General features: G+C 70.3%; 25 protein-coding genes. 10 read left to right on the forward strand and 15 right to left on the reverse strand.

Annotation, left to right across the window (positions count from 1 at the left end):
* Nucleotides 1-9: 9 nt before the first annotated feature.
* From LWP59_RS37125 to LWP59_RS37145, 5 genes are all read right to left on the reverse strand, one after another.
* Complete coding sequence (locus LWP59_RS37125) at nt 10-1,005, reverse strand: thiamine pyrophosphate-dependent dehydrogenase E1 component subunit alpha (RefSeq protein ID WP_144637791.1); 996 nt, start codon at nt 1,003-1,005, stop codon at nt 10-12.
* A complete protein-coding gene (locus LWP59_RS40540; protein ID WP_144637789.1) occupies nt 965-2,014 on the reverse strand; it encodes an ATP-NAD kinase family protein in 1,050 nt (349 codons plus the stop codon). Before LWP59_RS40540 ends, LWP59_RS37125 begins: the two co-directional genes overlap by 41 nt.
* A gap of 99 nt (nt 2,015-2,113) precedes the next feature.
* A complete protein-coding gene (locus tag LWP59_RS37135; RefSeq protein ID WP_144637787.1) occupies nt 2,114-2,317 on the reverse strand; it encodes a cold-shock protein in 204 nt (67 codons plus the stop codon).
* Nucleotides 2,318-2,480: 163 nt separating this feature from the next.
* On the reverse strand, nt 2,481-3,371 hold the full coding sequence (locus LWP59_RS37140) for an acyl-CoA desaturase (RefSeq protein ID WP_229857906.1): 891 nt from the start codon (nt 3,369-3,371) through the stop codon (nt 2,481-2,483).
* Nucleotides 3,372-3,535: 164 nt separating this feature from the next.
* The gene (locus tag LWP59_RS37145) at nt 3,536-5,152 is read right to left on the reverse strand and encodes a thiamine pyrophosphate-binding protein (RefSeq protein WP_144637783.1); all 1,617 of its coding nucleotides are present in this window, start codon (nt 5,150-5,152) and stop codon (nt 3,536-3,538) included.
* A 130-nt stretch (nt 5,153-5,282) separates the two neighbouring features.
* Here LWP59_RS37145 and LWP59_RS37150 point away from each other — a divergent pair, with 130 nt between their 5' ends.
* Both LWP59_RS37150 and LWP59_RS37155 read left to right on the forward strand, forming a co-directional pair.
* Nucleotides 5,283-6,554, forward strand: coding sequence for a hydroxyacid-oxoacid transhydrogenase (locus LWP59_RS37150; RefSeq protein ID WP_229857908.1), 1,272 nt, complete (start codon nt 5,283-5,285; stop codon nt 6,552-6,554).
* Nucleotides 6,548-6,979, forward strand: coding sequence for an acyl-CoA thioesterase (locus LWP59_RS37155; RefSeq protein ID WP_144637781.1), 432 nt, complete (start codon nt 6,548-6,550; stop codon nt 6,977-6,979). Before LWP59_RS37150 ends, LWP59_RS37155 begins: the two co-directional genes overlap by 7 nt.
* Here the strand turns inward: LWP59_RS37155 and LWP59_RS37160 are convergent.
* From LWP59_RS37160 to lanKC, 4 genes are all read right to left on the reverse strand, one after another.
* On the reverse strand, nt 6,945-8,633 hold the full coding sequence (locus LWP59_RS37160; RefSeq protein ID WP_144637779.1) for an ABC transporter ATP-binding protein: 1,689 nt from the start codon (nt 8,631-8,633) through the stop codon (nt 6,945-6,947). The genes LWP59_RS37155 and LWP59_RS37160 overlap by 35 nt on opposite strands.
* The gene (locus LWP59_RS37165) at nt 8,630-10,243 is read right to left on the reverse strand and encodes an ABC transporter transmembrane domain-containing protein (RefSeq protein ID WP_144637777.1); all 1,614 of its coding nucleotides are present in this window, start codon (nt 10,241-10,243) and stop codon (nt 8,630-8,632) included. Before LWP59_RS37165 ends, LWP59_RS37160 begins: the two co-directional genes overlap by 4 nt.
* A gap of 102 nt (nt 10,244-10,345) precedes the next feature.
* Nucleotides 10,346-10,501, reverse strand: a complete 156-nt coding sequence (locus LWP59_RS37170) for a SapB/AmfS family lanthipeptide (protein ID WP_144637775.1) — start codon at nt 10,499-10,501, stop codon at nt 10,346-10,348.
* A gap of 18 nt (nt 10,502-10,519) precedes the next feature.
* Nucleotides 10,520-13,060 carry a class III lanthionine synthetase LanKC gene (gene lanKC / locus LWP59_RS37175; protein ID WP_144637773.1) on the reverse strand — a complete coding sequence of 847 codons (2,541 nt, stop codon included), beginning with the start codon at nt 13,058-13,060 and terminating at the stop codon, nt 10,520-10,522.
* Nucleotides 13,061-13,302: 242 nt separating this feature from the next.
* On the opposite strand from lanKC, the gene LWP59_RS37180 reads away from it, so the two are divergent.
* The 7 genes from LWP59_RS37180 (at nt 13,303) to LWP59_RS37210 (ending at nt 18,574) form a co-directional block, all read left to right on the forward strand.
* Nucleotides 13,303-13,668: a hypothetical protein gene (locus tag LWP59_RS37180; protein ID WP_144637771.1), complete on the forward strand. Its 366-nt coding sequence runs from the start codon at nt 13,303-13,305 to the stop codon at nt 13,666-13,668.
* Nucleotides 13,661-14,068: a hypothetical protein gene (locus LWP59_RS37185; RefSeq protein ID WP_144637769.1), complete on the forward strand. Its 408-nt coding sequence runs from the start codon at nt 13,661-13,663 to the stop codon at nt 14,066-14,068. Before LWP59_RS37180 ends, LWP59_RS37185 begins: the two co-directional genes overlap by 8 nt.
* 92 nt (nt 14,069-14,160) lie before the next feature.
* Nucleotides 14,161-14,775, forward strand: a complete 615-nt coding sequence (locus LWP59_RS37190) for a hypothetical protein (protein WP_144637767.1) — start codon at nt 14,161-14,163, stop codon at nt 14,773-14,775.
* Nucleotides 14,776-15,191: 416 nt separating this feature from the next.
* Entirely contained in the window at nt 15,192-15,629 is a 438-nt protein-coding gene (locus LWP59_RS37195; RefSeq protein WP_101436252.1) for a PadR family transcriptional regulator, read from the forward strand.
* Between the two features lie 303 nt (nt 15,630-15,932).
* The gene (locus LWP59_RS37200; RefSeq protein WP_143271382.1) at nt 15,933-17,180 is read left to right on the forward strand and encodes a hypothetical protein; all 1,248 of its coding nucleotides are present in this window, start codon (nt 15,933-15,935) and stop codon (nt 17,178-17,180) included.
* Between the two features lie 37 nt (nt 17,181-17,217).
* Complete coding sequence (locus LWP59_RS37205; protein WP_101440864.1) at nt 17,218-17,448, forward strand: CHC2 zinc finger domain-containing protein; 231 nt, start codon at nt 17,218-17,220, stop codon at nt 17,446-17,448.
* Nucleotides 17,449-17,734: 286 nt separating this feature from the next.
* Entirely contained in the window at nt 17,735-18,574 is an 840-nt protein-coding gene (locus LWP59_RS37210; RefSeq protein WP_233921959.1) for a hypothetical protein, read from the forward strand.
* Here LWP59_RS37210 and LWP59_RS37215 read toward each other — a convergent pair.
* The 6 genes from LWP59_RS37215 to LWP59_RS40545 form a co-directional block, all read right to left on the reverse strand.
* Nucleotides 18,560-19,363, reverse strand: coding sequence for a cupin domain-containing protein (locus tag LWP59_RS37215; RefSeq protein WP_229857911.1), 804 nt, complete (start codon nt 19,361-19,363; stop codon nt 18,560-18,562). The genes LWP59_RS37210 and LWP59_RS37215 overlap by 15 nt on opposite strands.
* Entirely contained in the window at nt 19,332-19,736 is a 405-nt protein-coding gene (locus tag LWP59_RS37220; RefSeq protein WP_229857913.1) for a hypothetical protein, read from the reverse strand. Before LWP59_RS37220 ends, LWP59_RS37215 begins: the two co-directional genes overlap by 32 nt.
* A 16-nt stretch (nt 19,737-19,752) precedes the next feature.
* Nucleotides 19,753-19,902: a hypothetical protein gene (locus tag LWP59_RS37225; RefSeq protein ID WP_167441923.1), complete on the reverse strand. Its 150-nt coding sequence runs from the start codon at nt 19,900-19,902 to the stop codon at nt 19,753-19,755.
* Nucleotides 19,903-20,090: 188 nt separating this feature from the next.
* Nucleotides 20,091-20,831, reverse strand: a complete 741-nt coding sequence (locus LWP59_RS37230) for a class I SAM-dependent methyltransferase (protein ID WP_101436254.1) — start codon at nt 20,829-20,831, stop codon at nt 20,091-20,093.
* A complete protein-coding gene (locus tag LWP59_RS37235) occupies nt 20,828-22,390 on the reverse strand; it encodes an asparagine synthase-related protein (protein ID WP_101436255.1) in 1,563 nt (520 codons plus the stop codon). Before LWP59_RS37235 ends, LWP59_RS37230 begins: the two co-directional genes overlap by 4 nt.
* 76 nt (nt 22,391-22,466) lie before the next feature.
* A complete protein-coding gene (locus LWP59_RS40545) occupies nt 22,467-22,592 on the reverse strand; it encodes a hypothetical protein (protein WP_267903761.1) in 126 nt (41 codons plus the stop codon).
* A gap of 210 nt (nt 22,593-22,802) precedes the next feature.
* On the opposite strand from LWP59_RS40545, the gene LWP59_RS37240 reads away from it, so the two are divergent.
* A complete protein-coding gene (locus tag LWP59_RS37240) occupies nt 22,803-24,281 on the forward strand; it encodes a helix-turn-helix domain-containing protein (protein WP_101436256.1) in 1,479 nt (492 codons plus the stop codon).
* Nucleotides 24,282-24,293 lie beyond the last annotated feature (12 nt).

Here is a 24,293-nt window from a genome sequence, read left to right on the forward strand (position 1 = left end):
TCGCGCTCCTCAGTACGACACGTAGACGTCGGTTTCCAGGTCTTCGCGGCCGGGTTTCGGCGCGGCCTTCGCCTCGGCGGCCGCGGCGTCGACCAGATCGGCCACCTGGGCGTCAATCGAGTCCAATGTGGACGTCAAGAGCTGCCCGGTCCCGGTGACCCTGGCGCGGAAGCGCTTGAGGCAGTCGAGCTTGTCGCGGGCGTTGGCGACCTCGTCGGCACGGTAGGTCTGCTGGTCGCCCTCGAAATGCCCGAAGTACCGGGTGAACTTGACCTCGATCAGGGTCGGGCCGCCGCCCTCGCGGGCACGCCTGATGGCCTCGCCTGCCGCCTCGTACACGGCGAAGAAGTCGAACCCGTCCACGATCACGCCCGGCATCCCGAAGCCCGCAGCGCGGTCGGCGATGTTGTCCGCCGACACCGACCACGTGCTGGCCGTGGCCTCGGCGTAGCCGTTGTTCTCCGCCACGAAGATCGCGGGCAGGTTCCACACCGACGCCAGGTTGAGCGCTTCGCAGGTGGTGCCCTGGTTGCTCGCTCCGTCGCCGAAGAACGCCACGCCCACCCCGCCGGTGTGCAGCTGCTTCGCCGCCAGCGCGGTACCGCAGATCAACGGCGGACCGCCGCCCACGATGCCGTTGGCCCCGAGCATCCCCTTCGACAGGTCGGCGATGTGCATCGAACCGCCCTTGCCGTGGCAGGAGCCGGTGCGGCGGCCGTAGATCTCGGCCATCATCGCCTTCGGGTCCACGCCCTTCGCGATGCAGTGCCCGTGCCCGCGATGGGTGCTCGCGATCGAGTCGCGGTCCTCCAGGTGCAGGCAGACCCCGGTCGCGGACGCCTCCTCACCCGCGTAGAGGTGCACGAACCCGGGGATCTCGCCGGTCGCGAACTCCTCGTGCACGCGTTCCTCGAACGCGCGGATCGTCCGCATCGTGCGGTAGGCCTCGACCAGGCGGTCGGCGTCAAGGCCGGGCTGAGCGGGTGTGCGCAAGGTGTCCGTCATCGTTGACGTTCCTTTCTTCGGTGAGCAGGCCGAGGCTGGCGGCTTCGGTCAGGGCGGCGGTGACGTCTACGCAGTGCGGCCCGTCCGCCCGCAGCCGGATCGAGGCGGGCCGGCCGTCGAGGAGTTCGAGCTCGCGTTCGCCGTCGACGGCCACCACCCCGCACGGTTCGAGCTCGACGGTCTCGCCCACGGGAAGCACGCGGCAGTCGCGGACGCCGACGGGCACGACGAGGCCGGGCGCGATGGGCGCCCGCACGACCCAGCGGGCCTGCCCCGGCGGCGCGAACCGCAACGCGACACCCTGCGGTTCCTCGCGGGGGCTCGGGCACAGCTGCCCGGCGACGCTGGACAGGCCGATGGCGTCGGGTTCGGCGAAGGTGCAGTAGAGCTCGGTGAGTTGCGCGGGCTCCCACAACGCGCGGGAGCCGACGTAGGGCGAGCTGGACCCGCAGACGTCGACGAGGGCGAGTTCGGTCCGCTCGCCCGCGGTGACCTCGAGGACCGAGGCGCGCCGGGTCGCCCGGACCGCGCCCGTGGCGACCAGGCCGGCGGCGAGCCCGGCGACGGTGGCCTCGCGGAGCTGGGGAAACGTGTTGTTCGTACCGGTCGACAGGGGCAGCAGCGGCACCTCGCCGCACGCGGCGGCGGCCACCCGAGCCGTGCCGTCACCACCGAGGCAGATGATCACCTTCGCACCGGCGGCACGCATGCGGCCGACGGCGTTGGTGGTGTCCTGGGCGGAGTCGGTGAGCGGGTCGGCGTCGCAGAACTCGACAGCGGGCCAGGGGTCGCGCCGGGTGCGCAGAGCCCGCAGGACGGCGGCGGAGATCCCGCCGAGGTCGGTGGACAGCAGCACACGAGTGACGCCGACGGAGGCGAGCGCGGTGAGCAGCCGCTGCACCATGTTGGCCTTCTCGGCCGTGGGGAACACCGAGGCCTTCGCGACCAGCCGCCGGATGTCGCGGCCGGACGCGGGATTCGCCACGATCCCCGCTGTGTGCTCCGTCACAGCTACCCATGGGACACCCGGAGTGGCCCCGGACGGAAGAGGTGCACACAAAGAAGCCCCCGCCTCGTGGTGAGGCGGGGGCTCGCTTCGAAGCCTGAGTCAGATGAGGCTGACCGAGGTGGCCTGCGGGCCCTTCTGGCCCTGACCGATCTCGAACTCGACCCGTGCGTTCTCGTCGAGGCTACGGAAGCCGTTGCCCTGGATTTCCGAGTAGTGCACGAAGACGTCGCCGCCACCGTTGTCGGGGGTGATGAAGCCGAACCCCTTCTCGGAGTTGAACCACTTCACAGTGCCCTGAACCATAAAAACAATCTCCATATACAGCAAAGCAAATCAAAGCACCGTTTCGATGCTCCGGGTCGAACGCGAGGCGGTTTGATGTCCCGAGTGGGAAACCACTACGCCCGCGAAGTCTTGCGAGCGTGGGTTAGCACGAACACAAAAGCTTGAGACCACCAACAGTTAATCACAGATCGGGCTGGAGCGCCAGCCTGTTCAGCCGCTGGGGTGTCGGCCAGCGGACCTGGGTGGCCCAGCCGAGCTTCTCGAAGATCCAGATCAGCCGCGCGGTGATGTCCAGCTGACCTCGCTGGACGCCGTGCCGCGCACAGGTCGGGTCGGCGTGGTGCAGGTTGTGCCAGGACTCACCGAACGAGAAGATCGCGAGCGGCCAGAAGTTGGCCGCCTTGTCCCGGCTCGCGAACGGCCGCTCGCCGATCATGTGGCAGATCGAGTTGACCGACCACGTGGTGTGGTGCAGCAGGGCGACCCGGACGAGGCCGGCCCAGAAGAAGGCGGTCACGCCACCCCACACGGACCAGGTGATCAGGCCGCCCGCCAGCGCCGGGAGCAGGAAGGTCGCGGCCACCCACACGGGGAACAGGCTGTCGACCCGGCGGATGTCGCGGTCGGCGAGCAGGTCCGGCGCGAAGCGCTCGGCGTTGGTCACCTCGCGCTCGAACAGCCAGCCCATGTGCGCGTGCCAGAAGCCCTTGGCCAGCGCTTTCGCGCCCGTGCCGAACAGCCACGGCGAGTGCGGGTCGCCCACCCGGTCGGAGAACGCGTGGTGCCGCCGGTGGTCGGCGACCCAGGTGGTGGCCGGTCCCTGCGCGGAGAGGTTCCCGGCGATGGCCAGCGCGATCCGCAGCGGGCGGCGAGCCTTGAACGAGCCGTGCGTGAAGTGCCGGTGGTATCCGGCCGTCACCCCCAGCCCGGACACGACGAAGAACAACGCGCCGAGCCCGATGTCGAGCCAGCTCAACCCCCAGCCCCAGGCGAACGGAACCGCCGCGGCGAGCGCGACCAACGGCAGCAGGACGAACACCTTGACCAGTACGTGTTCGGGAAGCGAACGCATACCGGAGATAATCGGTTTCGGTTTACGGACGGGGGTTTCTGTGACCATGCAGGGTTACCAATTCCTGAATTCGTGAAATAGCAAGGAAATCCTGACCCTACGCGAGGCCGGGGCAAAAGGCGAGGTTTCGGCGGACCAGCCACACACCGATCCCACACGGCTTACTAGCTGGAACGATCGCCCCGGAACAGCGCGGACAGCCGCACGTCGGGGTCGATGACATCGGGGTCCGTCCGGACGTCGATCACGCTCGGCCGCTGGTGCCGCAGCGCCCGCCCGACCGTCGGTTCCAGCTGTTCGGGCGACTCGACGGTGTAGCCGACCGCCCCGAACGCCCGCGCCCAGGACGCGAAGTCCAGGGTGCCCATCGCCACCCCCGACAGCCGCCCGTGCGTGCGCGCCTGGTGCATCGCGACCTCGCCGTTCAGGCCGTTCTGGCTGGCGATGACGATCACCGGCGCGCGGCAGCGGACGGCGGTCTCGAGCTCCTGGCCGGTGGTCATCAGACTGCCGTCGCCCACCATCGCGACGACGGTGCGCTTCGGCGCGGCGAGCTTCGCGGCGACCGCCGCCGGCACCGCGTAACCAACCGCGCGGTCGGCGGGCCCGAGCTGCGTGTAGGGCTCCGTGAAACACCAGTAGCGGTGCACGAAGCTCGCGAAGTTGCTCGAATCGCTGGTCACGATGGTGTCCTCGGGCGCGACCTTGCGCACCGCGCGCACCACGTCCGCCGGATGCACCAGCACGCTCTCACTCGTGTCGGGCGGCGTCATGTACGTGTGGGTGGACGCGTTGGCCGCCGAGCTGCGCCGCGCGCGCGGCTGCGCGATCATGCTCAGCTCCCGCAGGAACGGCGCGATCTCGGTCTCGATCCGGAAGGTCAGGCCGCGGCGGCGGGTCGGGATCAGCCCGGTGCCGATCACGACGAGCGTCTGGCCCGGCGACGGGTAGCGGTAGTTCTGCGTGGTGACCTCGTCGAGCCGCGCGCCGATCGCGAGCACCAGGTCGGCGCGGTCCAGCGCGTCGAGCTGCCGGGCGGGGATGCCGACACCGAGGTGACCGGCGTAGCGGGCGTGGTTCTCGGGGAAGGCGTCCTGGCGGCGGAAGGCGTTGTACACCGACAGGCCCAGCTGCTCGGCCACCGCGACCAGCTCCTGGCGGGCCGGGCGCGCGCCGGCGCCCGCGATGACCACCGGGTAGCGGGCGTCGGCCAGCAGGCCGGCCACCTCGTCGGCGGACCGCAGCAGCGCGCCGGTCCGGTCGGGCCGTGGTTCGGGCTGGGGCACGGGCCCGTCGCAGGGCGCGACCCAGAAGTCGTCGGGGACGGTGAGCACCGCCGGACCGCGGCGGCCGCGCTGGACCTCGCCGAGCGCCTCGGCCAGCAGGGCGGGCACTTCGGATGCGAGCTCGGCGCGCGCGGTCCACTTCGCGAAGGGACGGAACAGTCCGAACAGGTCCGGCCCGTCGGCCTCGTCGCCGGTCAGGTTCACCGACGGCCGGTCGGCCAGCAACACGATCAGCGGGGTCTCGTCCTGGTATGCGGTCTGCACGCCGACGAGCAGGTTCAGCACGCCCGGCCCGCGCATGCCGAGCAGCAGCGCCGGCACGTCCCGCAGCTTGCTCTCGGCCTCGGCCATGAAGGCGGCGCCGGTTTCCTGCCGGGCGGTGACGAGCGTCAGCGGGCCTTCGAGCTGGCAGACGTCGAGCAGCTCGAGGAACGAGTCGCCGGCCACGGTGTACGCGCGCTGTACCCCCGCGTCGCTCAATACCCGGACCGCCATCCGCGCCACGGTCCACCCTTGCTGATACGTGATGGATCAAGGTAAGCAGTCGCCGACTACTCCGGTCAAGTGAAACCCAGGTATCGACAGTGGACGCGATCACCTGTCAGTAGCACCTACGCTTAGCACCGTGGCCAACGAGACAGTGTTCACGTACGGGGCGCCCGCACTGAAGTACGGAGCCGGTGCCTGCGAAGAGATCGGATACGACCTGACCCAGGCCGGCGCGCGTCGAGTCCTGGTGCTCACCGACCCGGCGGTGGCCGCGACCGGCTGGCCGCAGCGGATCGCCGAGGGCCTGGTCGGCTACGGCCTGCACGCGGAGATCTTCGACGGCGTGCACGTCGAGCCGACCGACGTGAGCATGGCCAAGGCGGTCGACCACGCCCGCGGGACCGGGCCGTGGGACGCGTTCGTCGCCGTCGGCGGCGGGTCCACGATCGACACCGCCAAGGCCGTGAACCTGCTGACCAGCAACGAAGGCGAGTTGATGGACTACATCAACCCGCCGGTCGGCGGCGGTCGCGCCCCCGGTGCCCCGCTCAAGCCCCTCGTCGCGGTGCCGACGACCACCGGTACCGGGTCCGAGAGCACCACGGTGTGCGTGCTCGACGTGCTCTCGCTCCGGGTCAAGACCGGGATCAGCCACCTGCGGCTGCGCCCGACGCTCGCGGTCGTCGACCCGCGGCTGACCGTCAGCCAGCCCGCCGGGGTGACCGCGGCCAGTGGTATGGACATCCTCTGTCACGCGGCGGAGAGCTACACCGCCAAGGCCTACACCGACTTCGAGCGCAAGAAGCCCGAGGAGCGGGTGCCGTACTGCGGCGCCAACCCGATCGCCGACATGTTCGCCGAGCGCGCGCTCCTGCTGCTGCGCGACTCGCTGCCTGCCGCCGTCGAGAACGGCGAGGACCTGCACGCGCGGGAGAACCTGGCGCTCGCCGCGACCTTCGCGGGCCTCGGCTTCGGCAACGCGGGCGTGCACATCCCGCACGCCAACGCCTACCCCATCGCCGGGCAGGTCCGCGACTTCGTGCCCGACGGCTACCCGCCGGCGGAAGCCCTCGTGCCGCACGGCATGGCCGTGTCGCTGACCGCGCCCGAGGCGTTCCGGTTCACCTTCGAGGCCGCGCCCGAGCGGCACCTGCGGGTCGCGCAGCTGCTGGGCCCCGATGTCGAGCGCCCGAACGACGACGCCGACCACCTGCCGACCGTGCTGCGGCGGCTGATGGAGCGGATCGGCATCCCCAACGGCATCGGCGCGGTGGGCTACTCCGAGTCCGATGTGGACAGTCTGGTCGAGGGCACGGTGAAGCAGCAGCGGCTGCTGGCCACCGCGCCGCGCACGCCCACCGAGGACGACCTGTCCGGCATCCTGCGCCGCTCGGTGTCCCTGTGGTGAACGGCTATCCACACGTCCAGCAGATCCCGACGCGCTGGAAGGACAACGACGTCTACGGGCACGTCAACAACGTCGTGCACTACTCGCTGATGGACACGGTGATCAACACCTGGCTGATCGAGCGCGGCGGTCTCGACCCGGGGACCAGCCCGGTCATCGGCCTGTGCGTCGAGTCCCACTGCAACTACCACGCCTCCGTCGCGTTTCCCGACGTGCTGTCGGTCGGGCTGCGGGTGGCGCACCTGGGCAAGTCGAGCGTCCGGTACGAGATCGGCATCTCCCGCCAGGAGGAGCTCGTCGCCGAAGGGCACTTCGTGCACGTTTTCGTCGACCGGGAGACCCGCCGCCCGCTGCCCGTCGAGGGCAAGCTGCGCGACTGCCTGGAGGCGCTCAGGCCGCCACCGGATCGGTCCACGCCCGCATGAGCGCGGCGTAGCGCGGCGAAGCGGCGAGCAGGTCTTCGTGGCGGCCGAGCAGCGTGGCCCGGCCGTCCATGACCAGCACCCGGTCCGCACGCAGGGCGGACGAAAGCCGGTGCGCGATCACCACGAGCACGCCGCCGCGCGCCGCGAACGCGCGTTCGGCCCGCACCTCGGCAGTGGGGTCGAGGCTCGAGGCCGCCTCGTCCAGGATCACCACGCGGGCAGGGCTCGCGTGCACCCGCGCGAGCGCGAGCAGCTGCCGTTCACCGGTCGAGACGTCGCCGACCTCGCCGTCGAGCCCGCCGAGACGGGCCACCACCTCGCCCGCACCGACGGCGTGCACGGACTCGACCAGTTGCCCGTCACTCGCGCCCGGCGCGAACAACGCGAGGTTCTCCCGCACGGTTCCGGTGAACAGGTACGCCTCCTGCGGCACGAGCGCGACCAGCCGGTGCAGGGCCGCGGGGCGCAGCTCCGCGACCGGAGCACCGCCGAGCAGCACCTCGCCCGCCTGCGGCCGCACCATCCCGGTCAGCAACCCCGCCAGCGTCGACTTGCCGATCCCGCTCGGCCCGACGACCGCGAGGTGGTCGCCGGCGGTCAGCCGGAGGTCCAGTCCACGCACGATCGGCTCGGCGTGCTCGCCCCAGCCGAACGTCAGTCCGCGGGCCTCGACCGTCTCGTCCGCGGGCTCTCGGACGCCCGTCCGCGGCGGGGGCAGCGTCGTGGTCTCCGCGACCCGTCGCAGCGCCACGAGCAGGCGCAACATCACACTGCTCGACGTCGCGCCGAGGCCGTGCACCGCGGGTTGCAGGCTGGTGGCGAGGTAGACCAGCGAGCCGAGCGCGGCGCCCGCACTCAACCGCCCGGCCGCGACGAGGCCCGGCGCCGCCGCGAGCGCCAGCAGCAGCGGCAGGAAGCCGCCGAGCGCGATCACGGCCGTGCGGGCGGCGGCCATCCGCGCCATCCGCATCGCGGCCCTGGCCTGCGCCGCGACGACGTCGTGCAAGGTCAGCGCGACGCCGGGCTCGGCGCCGCAGGCGACGACGTCGCGCATCCCCGCGAGCACGGTCCCGGCCTGCGAGGCCGTCGCCTCGTCGGCGAGCGTCACCTCGCGCTGCCGTCGGGCGAGGCCGGGCAGGAGGGCGGCGAACAACAGCAGCGAGGCGACCACGGGTACGGCGACCAGCCACGCCAGCGAACCCGCCACCGTCAACAGCCCGAGCAGCGCGGCGCCCGTGGTCACCACCATGGCGCGCGCCTGCACCAGCAGCCCCGCGGTCGCGTCCCTGATCACCTCGACGTGCTGGGTGATCCGGGCGACCGCACCGGCGTCGAACCCGTTGCGCCGCGGCGACGGGTTGTGCAGCACCCCGCGGACGACGGCGGTGACGAGCGCGTCCCGCACCGGCTCGACGAGCGTGCCCAGCTGCCGCCACACCAGCCGCGAACCGGCCGCCCCGAACAGCGCGACCGCGCCGAACACCAGCAGCCACCAAGTGCCGCGCCCCGGCCGTCCCGCCGCGAACCCGTCGTCCATCGCGAGCTGCACGAGCCGCCCGGAGCTGAACGCGGGCAGTCCTTCCGCGACCGAGCAGGCGAGCAGCACGAGACCGCCGCGCCATTGCGCGCCGAGCGTCCGCCAGTACAGCTTCACCCGGCCTCCTCGGTGAACACGGCCCGGTAGTCGGGGTCCTGCCACAGCACGTCGTGCCGCGCGGCCGCGCGAACCCGGCCGTTTTCCAGCCACAGCACGACATCCGCGCGAGCGGCGGCAGCCGGACGGCGGGTGACGACGATCCGCGTGCTGCCGTGTGCGGCGATCGCACTGTCCACAAGCGACTCCGTCACGGTGTCCAGGCTCGCCGTCGCGTCGTCGAGCACCAGCACGCGCGGCCGCCGCACGAGCGCGCGGGCGAGGCCCAGCCGCTGGGCCTCGCCACCGGAGAGCGGCGCTTCCGCCAGCGGCGTGTCGTAGCCCTCGGGCAGCCGGACGATCAGGTCGTGCACCTGCGCCTCGCGGCACGCCTCGCGCACCGCGCCACGACCGGCCCAGCTGCCGAAGACGACCGCGTCGGTGACGGTGTCGCCGATCAGCGCGGGCCGGTCGAACGCGTATCCGACCAGCGCGCGCAGGTCCTCGGGGCGGATCGAGCCGGTCGGGCAGCCGTCGAGCCGCACGCCGTCCGGCTCCAGGCCGCCGAGCTTCGCGACGAGCCGTGACTTGCCCGACCCGGACCGGCCGACGACGGCGACGAAAGCGCCGCCGGGGATCTCGAACCCGTCGAACTCGATCCTGCCCGTGCCCCGGGCGACGGTGACCGAACCCGGTCGCGGCGCGGGTTCGGACAGCACCTCGTCGATCCGGCGCGCACACGAGCGTGCGCGGGAAAGCGTGGTGAGCAGAGGGATCTGCCGCACGAGGCTCATCCCCAGCGCGACGTAGCCGAGCGCGGCGAGCACGTCGCCGATCGTCAGCCGGCCGGCGAGGACACCGAACCCGGCGGCGAGCAGCACCGCCAGTTCGACCGCGGGCAACAGCAAGGACGCCCGCCAGACCATGCGCGCCTGCGTCCGCCACATCCCGGACCCCGCGCCCCCGAGCCGGGGCAGCGGCCGGAGCACGCGCTCGGCTTCGCGGTCGGCGGTTCCGGAGGCGGCGATGGTGCGCAGGCCGCGGACCGCGTCCAGCAGCCGGGCCGACAGCTCGCCGGAAACCTGTTGGTAGGTGAGGACGTCGTCGGCGGTGTGGCGCAGATGCGAGCGCGCGGTCAGCAGGGCGAGCGGCACGCTGGCGAGGAAGACGAGCGCGAGGCGCCAGTCCAGCACGGCGAGCAGCACGATCGCGCCGGTGCTGATGACGACCGAGGAACCCAGCTGCACGAGGATCGAGACGATGGCGCCGGCGCTGTAGCAGTCCCCGGTCAGCCTGCTCAGCGCGTCCCCCTCCGCGAACGGCGAGCGCAGCCCGAGCGCGAGCAGCCGGTCGGCCAGGCGCCGCCGCAACCAGGCCGTCGAGGTGCTGGTCGCGCTGATGGTGAGCACGCCGCCCAGCACTTCGGCGAGGATCTCGGTGGCGCCGAGGGAGAGGACCCAGACCACCTTCAGGGGGTCGGTGCGCCCGGCGATGGCGGCGTCGACTCCCACCGCGAGCGCGTTCGGCAGCAGCAGGCTCGCCGCCGCGGCGAGAGCCGTGACCAGCACGATCAGCAGCGCCCGCCCCCAGACGAGCCTGCTCACCTCGGCCAGCAGCCGGTCGCCTCTCACCCGTCTACCTCCTTGCCCAACCGGGCCCGAGCCTGAAAGGTACGAGGGAGGTGGGAGCGGCGCACTTGGCCTGCGCCGCTCCCACCGTTTTCATGCGTGGTGTCAGATGGTGCTGCAGCCCAGCAGGCTCAGGGTGCTGTTCGCGCAGCCGGCGAGCAGGCTGAGGTTGCTGATCGGGTGGCCGCCGCCACCGCCGTTGCCGCCGCCCTCGAGGGCTTCGGGGGCTTCCATTGCCTGCAGGTCGAGAACGAGATCCATGGTGTTGCCCTTCTCTTGTCACTTTCCCCGGTCCGGTCGGACCGAAGTTCTGGGGCCGCCGAGGAACGGCAGCACGGGGCGGTCGTCGAAGACGGCGGCGAGCGCGAGCAGGATGCCGGCGCCACCGGTTTCGACGTCCAGGGACAGCCGCAGCAGCTGGTTGCCGGGGAAGGCGATCCCGCCGCGGAACGGCATGGCGTACCAGGCGAACCGGGACAGATGCAGCGCGATCGCCCGCTCGGCGGTGTCGTCGTGGCCGCGGTGGCGGCCCATCGCGAGCGCCGCGAGCAACCCCGCCCGGCCGTAGCACAGGCCGGGATGGATGACGAACTCACCACGACAGGACTCGCGCAGCCCCGGCAGCTTCGCGACGCTTTCGGCCGCAGGCCGGTACGCGGCCAGGTGTTCCGCGACGATCGCGACCCCGGCGCTGCCGACCGCGAGGTAGGGCAGTGTGCGGGCTTCACCGTCGCGAACCTGCAACGAGCCGTCGTCGGTGGGCACGCACTCTTCGAGCTCACGGGTGAGGGCGCGGTCGGCGAGGTCGAGCCACACCGCGTCGCCGGTGTGCTCGTAGAGCCGCACGAACAGCAGCGCGGGCCCCGACCAGCCGCTGACCAGCCCGGCCTTGGCGAACTTCCCCGGCGGTTCGGGCGTCCGCTCCGCCAGCCGCGCGCCGATCCGGACGGCCTGCGCGAGGAAGTCCCGGTCGCCGCGGCTGTCGGCGAAGTGCAGCAGGTTCAGGCCGATGCCGGCCAGCCCGGACTTCAGGCTGTGGTCGTTGGTCTGCGCGACCAGTCCTGCCGATTCGTCGAGCAGGCGGCCGGCCTCGTCGGAGTGGCCGAAGTTCTCGAGGACGTGAGCGATGCCGTGGGCGCCGTCGAAGAAGCCGGGGCGGGTGGGCGGTTCGCGGCGGACCGAGTCGAGCAGCCACTGCTCGTGCTCGGGATACCGGCCCGCGCCCGCGATGTCGAGCGCGTGCAGCACTCCTGCCGCGCCGACGCCGAAGCAGGCGCCGCCGACCTGGAATTGCTCGATGTCGCCGGGGAAGAGGCGGTCGGTGCGTTCGGGGGTCGCACCGGCGAGGATCGCGGTGGCGATGGACTTGCGTACGAGTGCCCAGTCGGGTTCGGGCTGGTCGAGTTCGGTGGCGGCGGGTGGGATGCCAGGGCGCAGCAGCCCCGCGGCGTGGTCCTCGGGCAGGCCGAATCTTCGCCGCACGAAGCCGAGCAGCCCGGGCAGTTTGCCCGGCGCGAGTTCGAGCAACGCGTTGAGCGGCAGGAACATCCACAGTCCGAGCGCGGCGAGGGCGTACTCGTCGATCGCGACGCCGGTGTAACCCGGCGGGGCCTTGAACCCGGGCGCGCCGAGCGCGGGGCGGGTGTCGCCGTCTGCGGGGAAGGCGAGCTCGAAGTCGACCAGCGAGACCTGGTCGTCCTCGTCCACCAGGACGTTCATCGGATGCAGGTCGCCGAAGACCAGGCCGCGCTCGTGCACCGCGTCGAGCAGCCGTTCGAGCCGTCCGAGGACCGCCCGGGCGCGCTCGGCGTACGCGGGCAGGTCGCGGTCGTCGGCGTCGCGCCGTGTCAGCGGATAGTGGTGGGCGAGCCACGAGCCGAGGGACAAGCCGGGCGCGCGGTCCATCGCCATGAAATGGTGCTCCCAGACGGTGAACAGCCGGTGCACGGCGGGGATGCCCGGGATGCCGGCGAGCCTGCGCAGGACGTCGTGCTCGCGGTGCAGGCGGGCGACGGCGTCGACGTGGTCGCGGTCCAGGCCGGCGTGCGGGCGGGCCTCCTTGAGCACCACCTCGCGGCCGTCGGCCTTGTCCTGCGCGAGGTAGACACCGCCACCGTTGGAGAAGTGCAGCGACGAGGTCACCCGGTACGGGAAGTCGGCGGGGTTGCCCTGGCGGCGCGCGGCGAGGTGCGGCTCGAGGCAGTCGGGAAGGGTGACCCAGTCCGGCAGCTTGAACGTCGGGGTGCGCTCGTCGGGCACACGTGTCCCGTCGGGCTTGCACACGGCGAGCACCCTTCGGCCGTCGGCCTCGACCCACTGCTCGGTGAACCCGCCGTAACGGACATGGAGTGGACCTTCACCGTAGCGGAGGTCGCTCAGGATATACGGCCCTGGCTCACCGGAAAGAACTTCGGACAGTCCATGAAGTGCACGTTTCAGTTCATTGTTGTCGCGCGGATAAATAGTGGCCAGCTTGCCGCTGCCCTCGCGCGGCGCGTACTTCGAATTATTGGCGAGAACCATCTGCGGAGTACGCAGGTGCTTGAACGAAATCGAGTGCGCGAAGCAGTAGCGGGAGACCTCCAGCAGCACCCGGCCAGCGTTCGCCGGCGTGCCGGACACGTGAATTTTCCACCCTTGCAAGGGAAGATCTCCAACAGCTCGGCGAAGGTAGCGCCAGACCCCCCGCTCGGCGCAGACCCAGCCATGCGCAGGAACAGGCACCGCGGTGGAGAATTCTTCACCGTTTTCCCCGCCGCCGCGCTGCTCGTCGAAAAACAGCGGATCGACGAAGCAGAAAGCCTCATATCGAAGATCCATCTGAAACTCCTCGGGCGATGTCGCTAATTTTGCACCCGCCGCCCCCCGTACTGCCAATACGCCGTTTCGGCGTTATTCGGGACCAAAGTCCCGTGTTACCAATAGGTAAGGGGGACAACCTGTGACGACTTCGTCACCCAAATGGCCGCGTAACTTTTCCCTCTGCAACACTTTTGCCGGTTTGGTTCACCCACGAGTAGGCACGCAATCCGCCGTCCGGGCCTCCCGGCTAAGCTCGGCTCGTGATCTCGGGTTTCGCGGTGGCGGTGGCGGTGGCCTCGCTGTTCGTCGCGGCGTGGAGCTTCCTGCTCGCCGCCCGGAACCGGGAACCACAGCGCGCGTTGCTGGCCGGGCTGGCCGTCGTCGAGGTGCTGGTGGTGGCGCAGCTGGTGATCGGGATCGTGCTGCTGATCGGCGGCGGGCATCCGGGGAACCTGGTGACGTTCCTGGCGTACCTGATCGGCGCGCTGGTGATCATCCCGGCGGGCGCCGCGTGGGCACTGGCCGAGCGCAGCCGGTCGAGCACGGTGATCCTGGGCGTCGCGTGCATCGCGATCTCGGTCATGGTGCTGCGGCTGCACGAGATCTGGGGAGGCGCGAGTGCCTGAACCGAGGCGGACGGCGACCGGGCCCGGTCGGATCCTGGTGGCGGTGTACGCGATTTTCGCGTTGGCCGCGACATCGCGGGCCGCGGTGCAGATTTCGACGAAGTTCGCCGAGGCGCCGCTGGCATACGTGCTGTCCGCGGTGGCGGCGGTGATCTACATCGTCGCGACGGTGGCGCTGGCGCGCTCGGGCTCGACGCCGTGGCGGGTGGCGCTGGTGTGCCTGTCGGTCGAGCTGCTCGGGGTGCTCACGATCGGCACGCTGAGCGTCTTCGATCGCAAGGCGTTCCCGGATGCGACCGTGTGGTCGGGCTACGGCGAGGGGTACCTGTTCATCCCGCTGGTGCTGCCGGTGATCGGCCTGCTGTGGCTCCGCCGGACGGCGCGCGTCTCGCAGGCGTGAGCTGAGCTGTTCTTCGACCAGCGGAAGCTGCTCAACCAGCCCATCTGGACCAAGACGTTCAAGTTCACGATCTACGCCTAACGCTGGCGTGGATGATCGACCTGCTGCCGCGGGCGCGGCGGTGGGGCCGGTGGATGAGCACCGTCTTCGCGGTGGACATCACGCTCATCGTGGTGCAGACCGTCGTGCGGGGCCGGCGGATGCACTTCAACCTGGCCGGCGAGACCGAGCGGACGCTGCGCAACCTGATGGCCACCGGCGCCTACGTCGCGTTCCTCGCCCCCGCCGTCGTCGCCGCGGTACTGTCGTTCCAGCGGCTGCGCGACAAAGTCCCAGGCGAGCGCGGTCCGCGCCGGGCTGGGGCTCGCACTCGTCGGGATGGCCGTCGCGACGCTGATGTTCACGCCGCCGCGGGAGCAGCGCGCCGTCCCCCATTCCCCGATCACGGGTGCGCACACGGTCGGCGCCCCGGACGGTGGTCCCGGCCTGCCGCTGCCCGGCTGGAGCACCCAGGCGTCCGGGCCGGCGCGGTCGGTTACCTGGCGTTGATCCTGGTGCTCACCTGGCAGGCCCTGCGCGGCCAGTCGGTGGTCCACCCGGACGGGTGGAGCTTGCTGGCCTTCGCCGGCATCGCGGTCTTCATCCTCGGCGGGGTTACCGTGGCTGTGCGCCGCGTCGCTCAGCAGCCGTCCCCGGTCCCGGCGTAGGGGTCGGGGGCGTGAGGGTGATGCCCGAAACGTCACCGACCCACCATGACGGCCGACGGACGACCCCCCGCTAGACTGCGGGTACGGGCCGTTAGCTCAATTGGTAGAGCTGCGGACTTTTAATCCCCGGGTTTGCCGTGTCAACGAGTGTCGCATAGTGCCGCCCAGGGCTAATCCGTGCAGGTCAGGCGGCATTTTTCGCGTGCGCTGATGTCGGGCAGTGTCGCGGCGTATCGGGTGCTCTGTGAGCAACGGAGCCCAATCGGAGACCGACATCGGCCTGGGGGTACCCATCGCAGGCCACCGCAGGTGCGCGGTGTGCCGCGCCCCGGGTCCACCGCTATCCGCCTTTTGGGAATCAGTTTTGCCTCGAATTTTCGGTATATATCTCCGGGCTGGCGATTCTATGATCAACTGTGTCGACTATTAACTACTCGATTGTTTCAGCGCGGGTGCTTTCGGCGATCACGCATTCGCCCGGGTTTGAGTCGTTCGGCGCTGAGATCGCTCGGCTGACCGGGCTGCGGGCTCCGTCGATCTACAAGTTGCTCGCGCGGTTGGCGGAGCGGGGGTTCGTGCGGGAGGCGCGTGTCGAGCCCGCACGGCACGGGACACCACGGCGCTGGTTCGCCTTGACTGATGCCGGTCGGGCGTTGGCCGAGCAGTGGGGCGTGATGCGGCGGGAGACGGTGGTCGCTGAGCGCTTGCGTGCGGTGGCCGTCGTGTTGGACCTGGGTGCGGGCGATCCGTTGTTCAGGGTGGCGGACTTGTTGGACGTGCCCGGAGTGCCGGGCGCCGAGTTCGACGTGGATGCGCTGGTCGAGGCTGTGTTGGGCTCCGACGACGGGCCTTGAGGAGCCCGCGTGGGCCGTCCGCCGATCGGCTGGGGTGGCTGCCCGTCCGGCGCGGTCTTTCGACGTGCCCGTTGGCACGCCAGCAGGGCACGGATGATCCTGTGGCTGTACCACCACTGCCGCCGTTGCGTCAGGCTCGGGCGATCGGTGGACCGCCCGGTTCGTTCGCCATGCCGCTTGCTGGGTCAATACGGTGACTCGTCTCTATGCCGAACTACCGTCGAGGGTGATGCGGGCACGGATCGAGGGCGAACGGCCATCGGTGCTGTCGTCCGTGATGGCCGGGTGCGAGGTGAGCGGGCGGTGTCAGGTCTAAAGGAATCGGGGCAGCGCGATCGGCGTCCGGTGCTGGAGTTCGTCACGGAGGATCCGTGGGAGCAGCAGCTGGCCCGGGACTACTGGCTCCTGGATGCCGACGGGAAGTTCGTCTACAAAGTCGGCGATCTGGAGCGACGGGCCTACGACGAGCGCCCGGCGCTAGCCCGAGAACGGATCCCGGGCTTGGCCTACTATCTGCGCAAGCGAGTCCGGGCGCATGTTCCGGCAGTGTCGTGTCCCGGCTGCGGTGCCCGTGTCCATGTCGACAACCGGCCCGACTATCAGAAGGTGCTCAAGCTGCTGGAGGCCAGCGAGGTCCAGGCGTGCGCACCGTGCCGCGCGTCCGCGGTCGACGCGGCGGACCGAGCGGTCGCCGTGACACGGTGGCGCGAGGACCACGGCTGGTACGACGAGCAGCCGCCGGTGAAGGTGGCGGCCTTGTCGCTGCGGGAGGCGGTGAGCCTGCTGGCGGTATTCCGGGTGCCCTTCGACAGCGCGTTCACCTCGACTACGCCACTGGAACGGTGGCGGCGAAGGCTGGTGCCGCGTTACGCGGGAACGGACCTCGACGGCCGCGCACGACTGCGGGAGCTGGTCAAAGCGGGGGCGTTGTTCCCGCATCCGGACTGCCCGTCCTCGGGATATCGCGCCGTACACAGCCGGACCCAGGAGGTGTCGCTGGACTTCGAGACCGCGCGGTTGACCGCGCCTGGACCAGGGCCGACCAGCCTGCGCAACGAGGCCCTCGCCGCTGACCTCGTGGCAGCGTTGACCGGCCCATGGCCCGAACGATGGCACCGGCAGCGCGCGGTCGAGTGCCGCAAACTGCTGCACGCCGAGAACACCGGCTACCTGATCCGAACGCTGCACGACCACGGACTGCCCGCACCTCGCCACGACCTCGAACGGGACGTAATGGGACGCCTCGCCGACACGCTGACGCTGGCAGAGGCGGTGTACCTGATCGAGATCGCGACCGGGCGTGCGCACGAGCAACTCCGCCAGGGACACCTGGCCAACGTCCGCGAGGCCACCAACCAGGTCCTGCAGCGCCTACGCTGGTACCTCCGGCAGATCACCACGGGCGAGGCCGAACCGAAGGCACTGACGGCTCTGCCAGCACCCTGCTCGGTCGTCGCGACGACGTTCTTCCATACCGCGCTGGGACGGGACTCCGCCCTGCACGAGCGCGCTGAGCCCCTCACGCTGCCACCCGCAACCGAGTCCACGTGACGACACAGTGTCGGTCAGCACCGCTACGGTGGCCGCGATGACCACCGCCACAGCCACCCCGGACCCGGCACACGGCAGCGACATCCTGACCGTGGTCGCCCGCCACGTCGTGCTGCGTGAGCACGGTCCCGGTCGGTGGTACGGCCGCTGTCCGTTCTGTACGTCGACGACCTTCCAGGTCCGCTCGACCCACGGCACCTACCACTGCTTCGGGTGCGGCGAAGGCGGCACGGCGCCCACCTTCGCCGCCCGCATCCAGTGCCCCTGACGCAGACACACGAACGCGTCGACGGCGGATTTCGGTCATCCGGCCGGATTCCTCTGCCTTAGCGCTGGCCCGGAAAGGGTGTACCCAGGTACGGATTCGGTTATCGCCGGACAGGCATTGCCCCTTTTCGGCCCGTTGCTGTCCAGTCGGCCAGCAATGATCGAGGGCCGGGATGGGGGCTCAGCACGGAGCTACGCCCGTGATCGTGAGCTTGCCACGCCCGTCGTACGAACCTCGTTCACGGTGACGACGGCCGGTAGCCTGACTCTGTGCCGGAGAATGAGTCGTGACTGCTGCCTCGCCCACGCCCACGGTGTTCGACGTCCGCGAGCAGCAACATGACGACGTGCTCGGCCAAGTCGAGCGCGCTCTGGATGTGCGCCTCGACCGGGCCTCCGTCGTGTATGGCATCCACGGAGCCACCGAGGGATTCCGCACGAGCGCCGACACCTGGGTCCGCATCGAGCGCCGTCAGCGATGGCGGATCAACAGCGCGGTCTGGGTTGGCCTGGAAGCCGCCGCGACGATCCGGGGTGTGAAGAAGCCCGCCTGGTATCAGAGCACCACGTGGTCCGACCCTGCTCGCGACATCGTGTGGCGCGCGGACGAGCTGGAACGAATCACAGCCCCGCCGGTCGGCGACCTCGCCACGGCGGCCGGCCTGCCGAAAGCATGGTGGGCGAGCTTGCACGAGTCCCTCACCGCGTTGGCCGCGCACCCGACCGAACGGGTCGGGATGAGTCAAGCACACCTGACGAAGCGGATCAGCGAGGTCTTCGACGACGTTGATACCCAGGTGGACGAGTGGGCGACCGCGCACACCGACGTGCACTGGGCGAACTTGTCCACCGACGCCCACCTCATCGACTGGGAGGACTGGGGCCTCGCGCCGCGCGGGCACGACGCCGCGTGCTTGTGGCAGTCCGCATTGCCCGACCCTGCGGTAGCCGCACGGGTGCAACGAGAGTTCGCCGACGACCTGGAAACCCGGTCAGGCAAGCTCGCACAGCTGCTCCAATGCGCAAACGCGATCCGCGTCGCGCGTCGGCGGGGAACGCCGACACCGCTGTCCGTACCGGCGACGGCGGCGGCCGACGTGCTGCTCGCCGAGCTACGTACTGGCTGAGCACCATCCGGCATAGCCAGCCGCCAGATCGCCAGTCAGTTCCGCGCACACCCCTGCGTCGAGCAGCGCCTTGGCGAGTACCGCCGCGTCAACGCCGGTGGCCGCGGTGACCTGCTCGATGTTGGTCGGGTTGCCCGACAGCAGCGCGCGCAGCGCCGGTTCCGCACGCCCTGCGAACGTCAGCTCCGTGCCCACGGCGATCACTTGTACGGTCGATCCGTCCGGGATGATGTGCGGCGGGAAGTCGGTGAGGCACACCACGTCGGTGACCGGGCCGAACACGCCAGAGGTCACCACGCGTCGTCGCGGTGGACGTTCCTGTTCCCGAGCGGTCAGGTAGGCGGCCTGCGGGAATCGCGCGGCCAGCTCGGTCACCCGCCGTGGGAGTTGCTCGTCGGGAGCGTTCCAGCGCTCGAGGTCGTGGCGGAATTCCACGTCCTGACGGGCCTGGTCAGCGAGCCAGCTCATCCAGTCCACGCCGGTTCGCTTCACGAACCCGAACGTGGCGTGCAGGCTGAATCCCGAGCCCTGGTTGACGCGCGTGGCCTGGTGCCAGAAGCCGCGGGGAATGTGCATGACGTCGCCGGCCTTCAGGGTGCCGGACCAGACGATCTTCTCACTCGGCTCGTCGTTGTGCTCGGCGTCGCGGTACATCGGCGCCGGCCGCGACAATCCGCGCACTTCCCACGCCTTTTCGCCGCCGAGCTGCACGATGATCACGTCGTGGTCGTCCCAGTGCAGGTTGAATCCCGCCGCGTCATTCGTCGTCAGGTAGGTGTTGACTTGCACCAGCTCGCGCCCACCACTGGAGTGCCAGGCAGGCGATCTCCATGGTGGCGTCGAAGGCATCCAACGTGTCGAGCACGATCGTGCACCCGGAGTCGATCAGCTGGCCGAGCCGGTCCATTCGTGCCATCGGCATGCTCTGCCCCCGCCGGGAAACGACGTTGCCGAGGTAGGCATCCGGGTGGAGCTCGTCGCCGCCCTTGAAACAGCGGAACTGCGGCGCCGACAGCGACCGCCGCATGATCACATCCAGCAGCTTGGCCGGCGTCATGATCCGAGCGCACAGTTCGGGGGCGGTCATACTGCCGACCGCGAAACCCTGGCCGAGGGGCTGCGGGCCGCTCCAGCCGAGCGCCTTCTCGATCTCCTTGACCAAGTGGTGATCCACGCGGCTATTCCGGGATGTTCAGACCGTCGCCGCCCGCATCGCCGTGCCCGTCACCGCCACCCGAGGTGGAGGGATCGCCGTGTGTGAGGTCCATTCGGTCGCGAACCACCGGCACCCTTCGCACACTGATCACCAGGTCATCGTGCTCATCCATGAAAAGGGCTCCCCTTCGTTCGTGGCCGTTCCCTCTCCACGCTGGCCTGATGCCCGTGCCGCTGCCTAGCGCCATTCGGGTTTACCCACGATCACACTCAGTTCCCGCCGGTGGGCGCGGCGAGTGCCCGGCGTGAACGACGAACTCGGCGCGGCTGAGTTTCCGTCATTGACGCCGGTCCCTCGTGGTTATGGCGCTGCGGGGTTGTACCTGGCGACGAAGTGCGCGGTGGAACCGGTGAGCGGGCCGGTGTGGTTCCGCGGATCGGTGAATAACGCCGCGGGGCGGAACCCGGTGAGGGTGGCGTGGAGCTCCAGTTCGCGGGGGAATAGGACTCGGCGCCGGATGAGGTCGATTTCGGGGGTGCCGTCGTCGAGCTGCCAGGTGCGGCGCAGGGTGGCGATCTGGGTGCGGGCGTCCCAGCTGTGCTCGGTGATCACCTCGGCCTGGATGCCTGCCGCCTCCACGCGGCCGCGGGTCGGTGTGGCGATGAGGGTGGGGGCGATCTGGGTGACGAGGATCAGCAGGGTGCCGCGGTGGGCGTGGGCGGCGAACGTGGCGAAGGCGGCGCGGATGTCATCGTTGTGGTGCAGATATGCCAGGGAGTTGCCGAGGCAGAGGATCGTGTCGAAGGTGCGGTCCAGTCGGATCGTGCGCAGGTCGCCGACGCGCAGGTCCAACTCGGGGTGTTGATGTCGTGCGTGGTCGATCAGCGCGGGCTGGAGGTCCACGCCGACGCAGTCGTGGCTGTCGGCGAGTGCCGCCAGGTCGCGGGCGGTGCCGCAGCCGAGGTCGAGAACGCTCCCGGCAGGGACGGCCCCGTAGTCATCGATGAGGCGCTGACAGGTCGCGGCGGCGGTGCTGTCGCGGGTCAGGGCGTCGTAGAGGTCGGGGCGCCGGTAGGCGATGTTGTGCTCGGCCAGGCTCATGCGACGGGGGCGGGTTCCGGGGCCAGCAGGGAGCGCAGGCCGACTTCGAGGACGAGGGTGTCGCACAGCACGGACGGCACGGTAGCGCTCTGATGCGCGTCGCGCACGGTGCGCTTCAGGGCGTCGGGGTCGATGAAGCCGTGGTCGGCGAGCAGCATGCCTTCGGCGAGCAGACGTTCGGCGAGTGGTAGTCCGTGGTGGCGCAGGCCGTGTTGCATGAGGTCCCGGAAGTGCTCCGTGCGCTGGGGGTGGGTGACGAACGACGGCAGGTCGGCGCGGGTGAGGAAGTCGCGGTAGAGCTTCTTGCCGCGGCGGACCTCGAGCGGGAGCTGTTCGGCGAAGCGCACCAGACGGGGATGGGTGAACGGCGTGACCGGCCAGATTCCCGCGCGCAGGTAGGCGGGGTGGTGGATCGCGAACCCCATCAGGGTCGGTGTCGGCAGCACGGCGGAGGGCGCCAGGTTGTCGTCGATCGCGGCGACGGCGTCTCGGGTTCGGGGCCCCAGCCAGGACACTTCGGCGAAGCTCTGGGGTGGGAGTGGGGGCAGTTCGTCGATGCGGGGTGCCATGATCTCGTCGCCGCCGTTGCCGGTCAGCATGATCGTGACGCCACGGTGGGCAGCGCGGTCGGCGAGGGCTTCGAACGCTTCGCGGTAAAACTCGCCGCGGGGATCGTGGGCGGCGCCGCTGGCACGGATGCCGCCGGCGCAGAACGGGGCATGCTCGTGCGCTCGCAGAATGTCGTCGGTCGCGCCGACGCGGTCGGCGATCGCGACGCGACGACGGTGCTGCTCGGCACCGAGGGCTCCCTCGACAAGGAGCCCGAAGGTCCGCAGTGCGGGTCCTGCGGGCTCGTGTGCGGCGATCGCGACGGTGGCGGAGTCCAGGCCGCCGGACAGTTCCAGCCCCATCGCGGCACCACTGGCGCGCCACGGGTGCAGTGCCTCCGTGAGCAGGTAGGCGAGCCCATCGCGAGGGTCGGCACCGGGGCGCAGGTCCCGCGCGTGCGTAACGTGTTCGGCCGGGGTCGGGTAGGTGAGCTGGAAGCCCGCCGTGGTGAAGGTCGCGATCGCACGTTCGGTCAGCATGGTCACGTCGGTGAACAAGGTGTCGCTGCTGTAGCGGTGCCGCCTGGTCAAGGCGCGTGCCACGGCACGATCCTGTAGCTGGGTCGGCTGGAGGAGTCCGCGCAGCGCGGGCAGGTTCCAGCTCCCGTGCAGTACCTCGCCGTCGGAGGCCAGATACAGCGGTACGGTGCCGCCGATGCCGGCGGTGAGGGTGACCCGTCCCGGCTGCAGCTGCAGTACCAGTGCGTCGCCACGGGAAGTGCCATTCGCGCCGTCGCCGCCCTCCACGGGATGCGCCGGTCCTGCCAGGGTCACCGGGCTGGCGAGGTCACGCACCAGGATCGTGGTCGCTCGCGCGTCGTGGTCGATCTCGTGACGCAGTGCCGGGTGGGAGATCGGCTGGACCCAGCTCTCGCCGCAGCGCCATCGATCGCTATCCCAGTGCCACGCCGGTCGGGTCAGGTCGCTCAGCGCCAGGCGGAACGAAAGCATGTCGGGTTCAGGTCCTTTCCACCGTGCGGCTCAGGCGGCGCGAGCCGCCCGAGCCGCGGCGGATGTGGGCGTCCGGTCAGCTGGCGCAGTGGTCGCCCTTGTCGTTGCCGTCGGCGTCGCCAGGCATCTTCGGTGCGTAGAGGCTCTCCGACGAGGGCACACCGAGCACTAGGTCTCCGGTGAACATCGCGTCCAGGTCCATCTCGACTCCTTCGTGTGCTGAACCCGCGGCAAGCTGGGTAGGCCCGCCGTGGTGAACGCGCCGATCGACGCGCTTACCCCATTTCACCAGCACGTTTGCCGTCGTTCGACCCCGGATGGCGGGCGGGCGGTACCCGAATCGTGGACGTTGTGGGGACAGGCAGCGGACTTCGGCATCTGCCCAGCGTCCCGGCTCGCTTACTGTGTGCATATGGCTGGCTCCTCGAACCCGTTCCGCTCGCCGAACGAGACCTTGGTCGCCCTGCGGATCGAGCGGGCCCTGTCGCAGCAGGAGCTGGCCGAGGAACTCAACCGGCTGGCGACCACGAAGCACAACCGGCACCTGACGCTGACCAAGAAGTCGGTGTACCGGTGGGAGTCCGGGGAGACGGAATCCCCGAAGCGGCTCTATCAGCGACTGCTCGCCGAGTACTTCGGCGTCTCCATCCCCGAACTCGGTTTCCATCGACCCCAGATCCAGGCCAGCCGGCCGCCCGACACCGCCGGGGCTGCCGTCGCGTCCGCGGCGCCGGACGAGAGCCCGGACGTGGTCGGGGACCGGCAGCGGTGGCTCGCGGTCCGCACCGCGCTCGGCAGCACCCGGCGAGCGCTCGCGCTCGTCGCCGAGGGCCTCTACCCGGGCTACCGCGTCCCCGGGCTGGTACACACCGGCGTCATCACCCGGCCGGACTGGATCCCGGCGACGCCCGTACCTCTGGGTGCGGTGACGTTGACGCTGGACTCCGACGCCGCCCTCCCCGCGCTTACCGGTGGCGAACCCGAGACTTCCGCCGTACGCCCGCTGGCCACCCCTGCGCACCGTTTTCGCCGCTACCATGATGCGATCCGCGAACTCGCCGCGCCGCGCCTGTTCGAGAACAGGTTGTGCTTCCGGCTGACCGGGCTGGACTGGTCGGCGCGCACGATCCGGATGACCTTCGGGCACATGGGCTTTTTCGACTCGATGGACACCAACGAGGCGCTCGCACACGAAACCGCCCTGCACCACCTGACCCGGGATCGACACGGCGAGGTGATCACCACCAAACCGTCGTGGCGGAACCTGGCCTTCCGCAAGCTGATCGCGGACCCGTTCGACCTGTCCCGCCGCCCGCTCATGGGCGCCGTCGGCACCCTCACGATCCGCGGCGGCGAATCCCCCAGCATGGTGCTCCACCAGCGAGACGGCGGCCGAGTCGCCGGCGGCGGTGGCATGACCCACCTCATGCCCGCCGGGATCTTCCAGCCCTCCAGCGTCCTGCCCGCCGCTGTCGCCGAAGACTTCTCCTTGTGGCGCAACATCGAACGGGAACTCGCCGAGGAACTGCTCGGACACGACGAGTACGACGGCAGCGGGCACCCCATCGCCTACAGCGACCTCGAACCCTTCGCCGCGCTCGATGACGCCTACCGTCTGGGCGCCATCCAGGTCTGGTGCCTCGGCCTCACGCTCGACGCGCTGACCCTCTGCGGAGACATCCTGACGGTCGCGGTCATCGAGCCAGATCTCTACGACACGATGTTCGCCAGTGCCGTCAGCTCGAACTCCGAGGGCACGGTCTCGGCCCGCGCTCTCCCGTTCGAAGAGAACACGCTGCGCGAACTTCGGGAACAGGGACATCTCTCACCGGGTGCCGCCGCAGCGCTGCATCTGGCGTGGGCCCACCGCGCGACGCTCTTTCCCCGATAAGCCAACGGCACA

The sequence above is a fragment of the Amycolatopsis acidiphila genome, from assembly GCF_021391495.1.
Classification (GTDB): domain Bacteria; phylum Actinomycetota; class Actinomycetes; order Mycobacteriales; family Pseudonocardiaceae; genus Amycolatopsis_E; species Amycolatopsis_E acidiphila.

Bases quoted from the DNA above. Each gene is read 5' to 3' on its own strand.
- LWP59_RS37135 (WP_144637787.1), bottom strand. From the start codon at position 2,317: ATGGTTCAGGGCACTGTGAAGTGGTTCAACTCCGAGAAGGGGTTCGGC.
- LWP59_RS37230 (WP_101436254.1), bottom strand. From the start codon at position 20,831: ATGAGCCTGGCCGAGCACAACATCGCCTACCGGCGCCCCGACCTCTAC.
- LWP59_RS37125 (WP_144637791.1), bottom strand. From the start codon at position 1,005: ATGACGGACACCTTGCGCACACCCGCTCAGCCCGGCCTTGACGCCGAC.
- LWP59_RS37205 (WP_101440864.1), top strand. From the start codon at position 17,218: ATGACCACCGCCACAGCCACCCCGGACCCGGCACACGGCAGCGACATC.
- LWP59_RS40545 (WP_267903761.1), bottom strand. From the start codon at position 22,592: ATGGACCTGGACGCGATGTTCACCGGAGACCTAGTGCTCGGTGTGCCC.
- LWP59_RS37235 (WP_101436255.1), bottom strand. From the start codon at position 22,390: ATGCTTTCGTTCCGCCTGGCGCTGAGCGACCTGACCCGACCGGCGTGG.
- LWP59_RS37145 (WP_144637783.1), bottom strand. From the start codon at position 5,152: ATGGCGGTCCGGGTATTGAGCGACGCGGGGGTACAGCGCGCGTACACC.
- LWP59_RS37140 (WP_229857906.1), bottom strand. From the start codon at position 3,371: ATGCGTTCGCTTCCCGAACACGTACTGGTCAAGGTGTTCGTCCTGCTG.
- LWP59_RS37170 (WP_144637775.1), bottom strand. From the start codon at position 10,501: ATGGATCTCGTTCTCGACCTGCAGGCAATGGAAGCCCCCGAAGCCCTC.
- LWP59_RS37225 (WP_167441923.1), bottom strand. From the start codon at position 19,902: ATGGATGAGCACGATGACCTGGTGATCAGTGTGCGAAGGGTGCCGGTG.
- LWP59_RS37190 (WP_144637767.1), top strand. From the start codon at position 14,161: ATGATCGACCTGCTGCCGCGGGCGCGGCGGTGGGGCCGGTGGATGAGC.
- LWP59_RS37240 (WP_101436256.1), top strand. From the start codon at position 22,803: ATGGCTGGCTCCTCGAACCCGTTCCGCTCGCCGAACGAGACCTTGGTC.
- lanKC (WP_144637773.1), bottom strand. From the start codon at position 13,060: ATGGATCTTCGATATGAGGCTTTCTGCTTCGTCGATCCGCTGTTTTTC.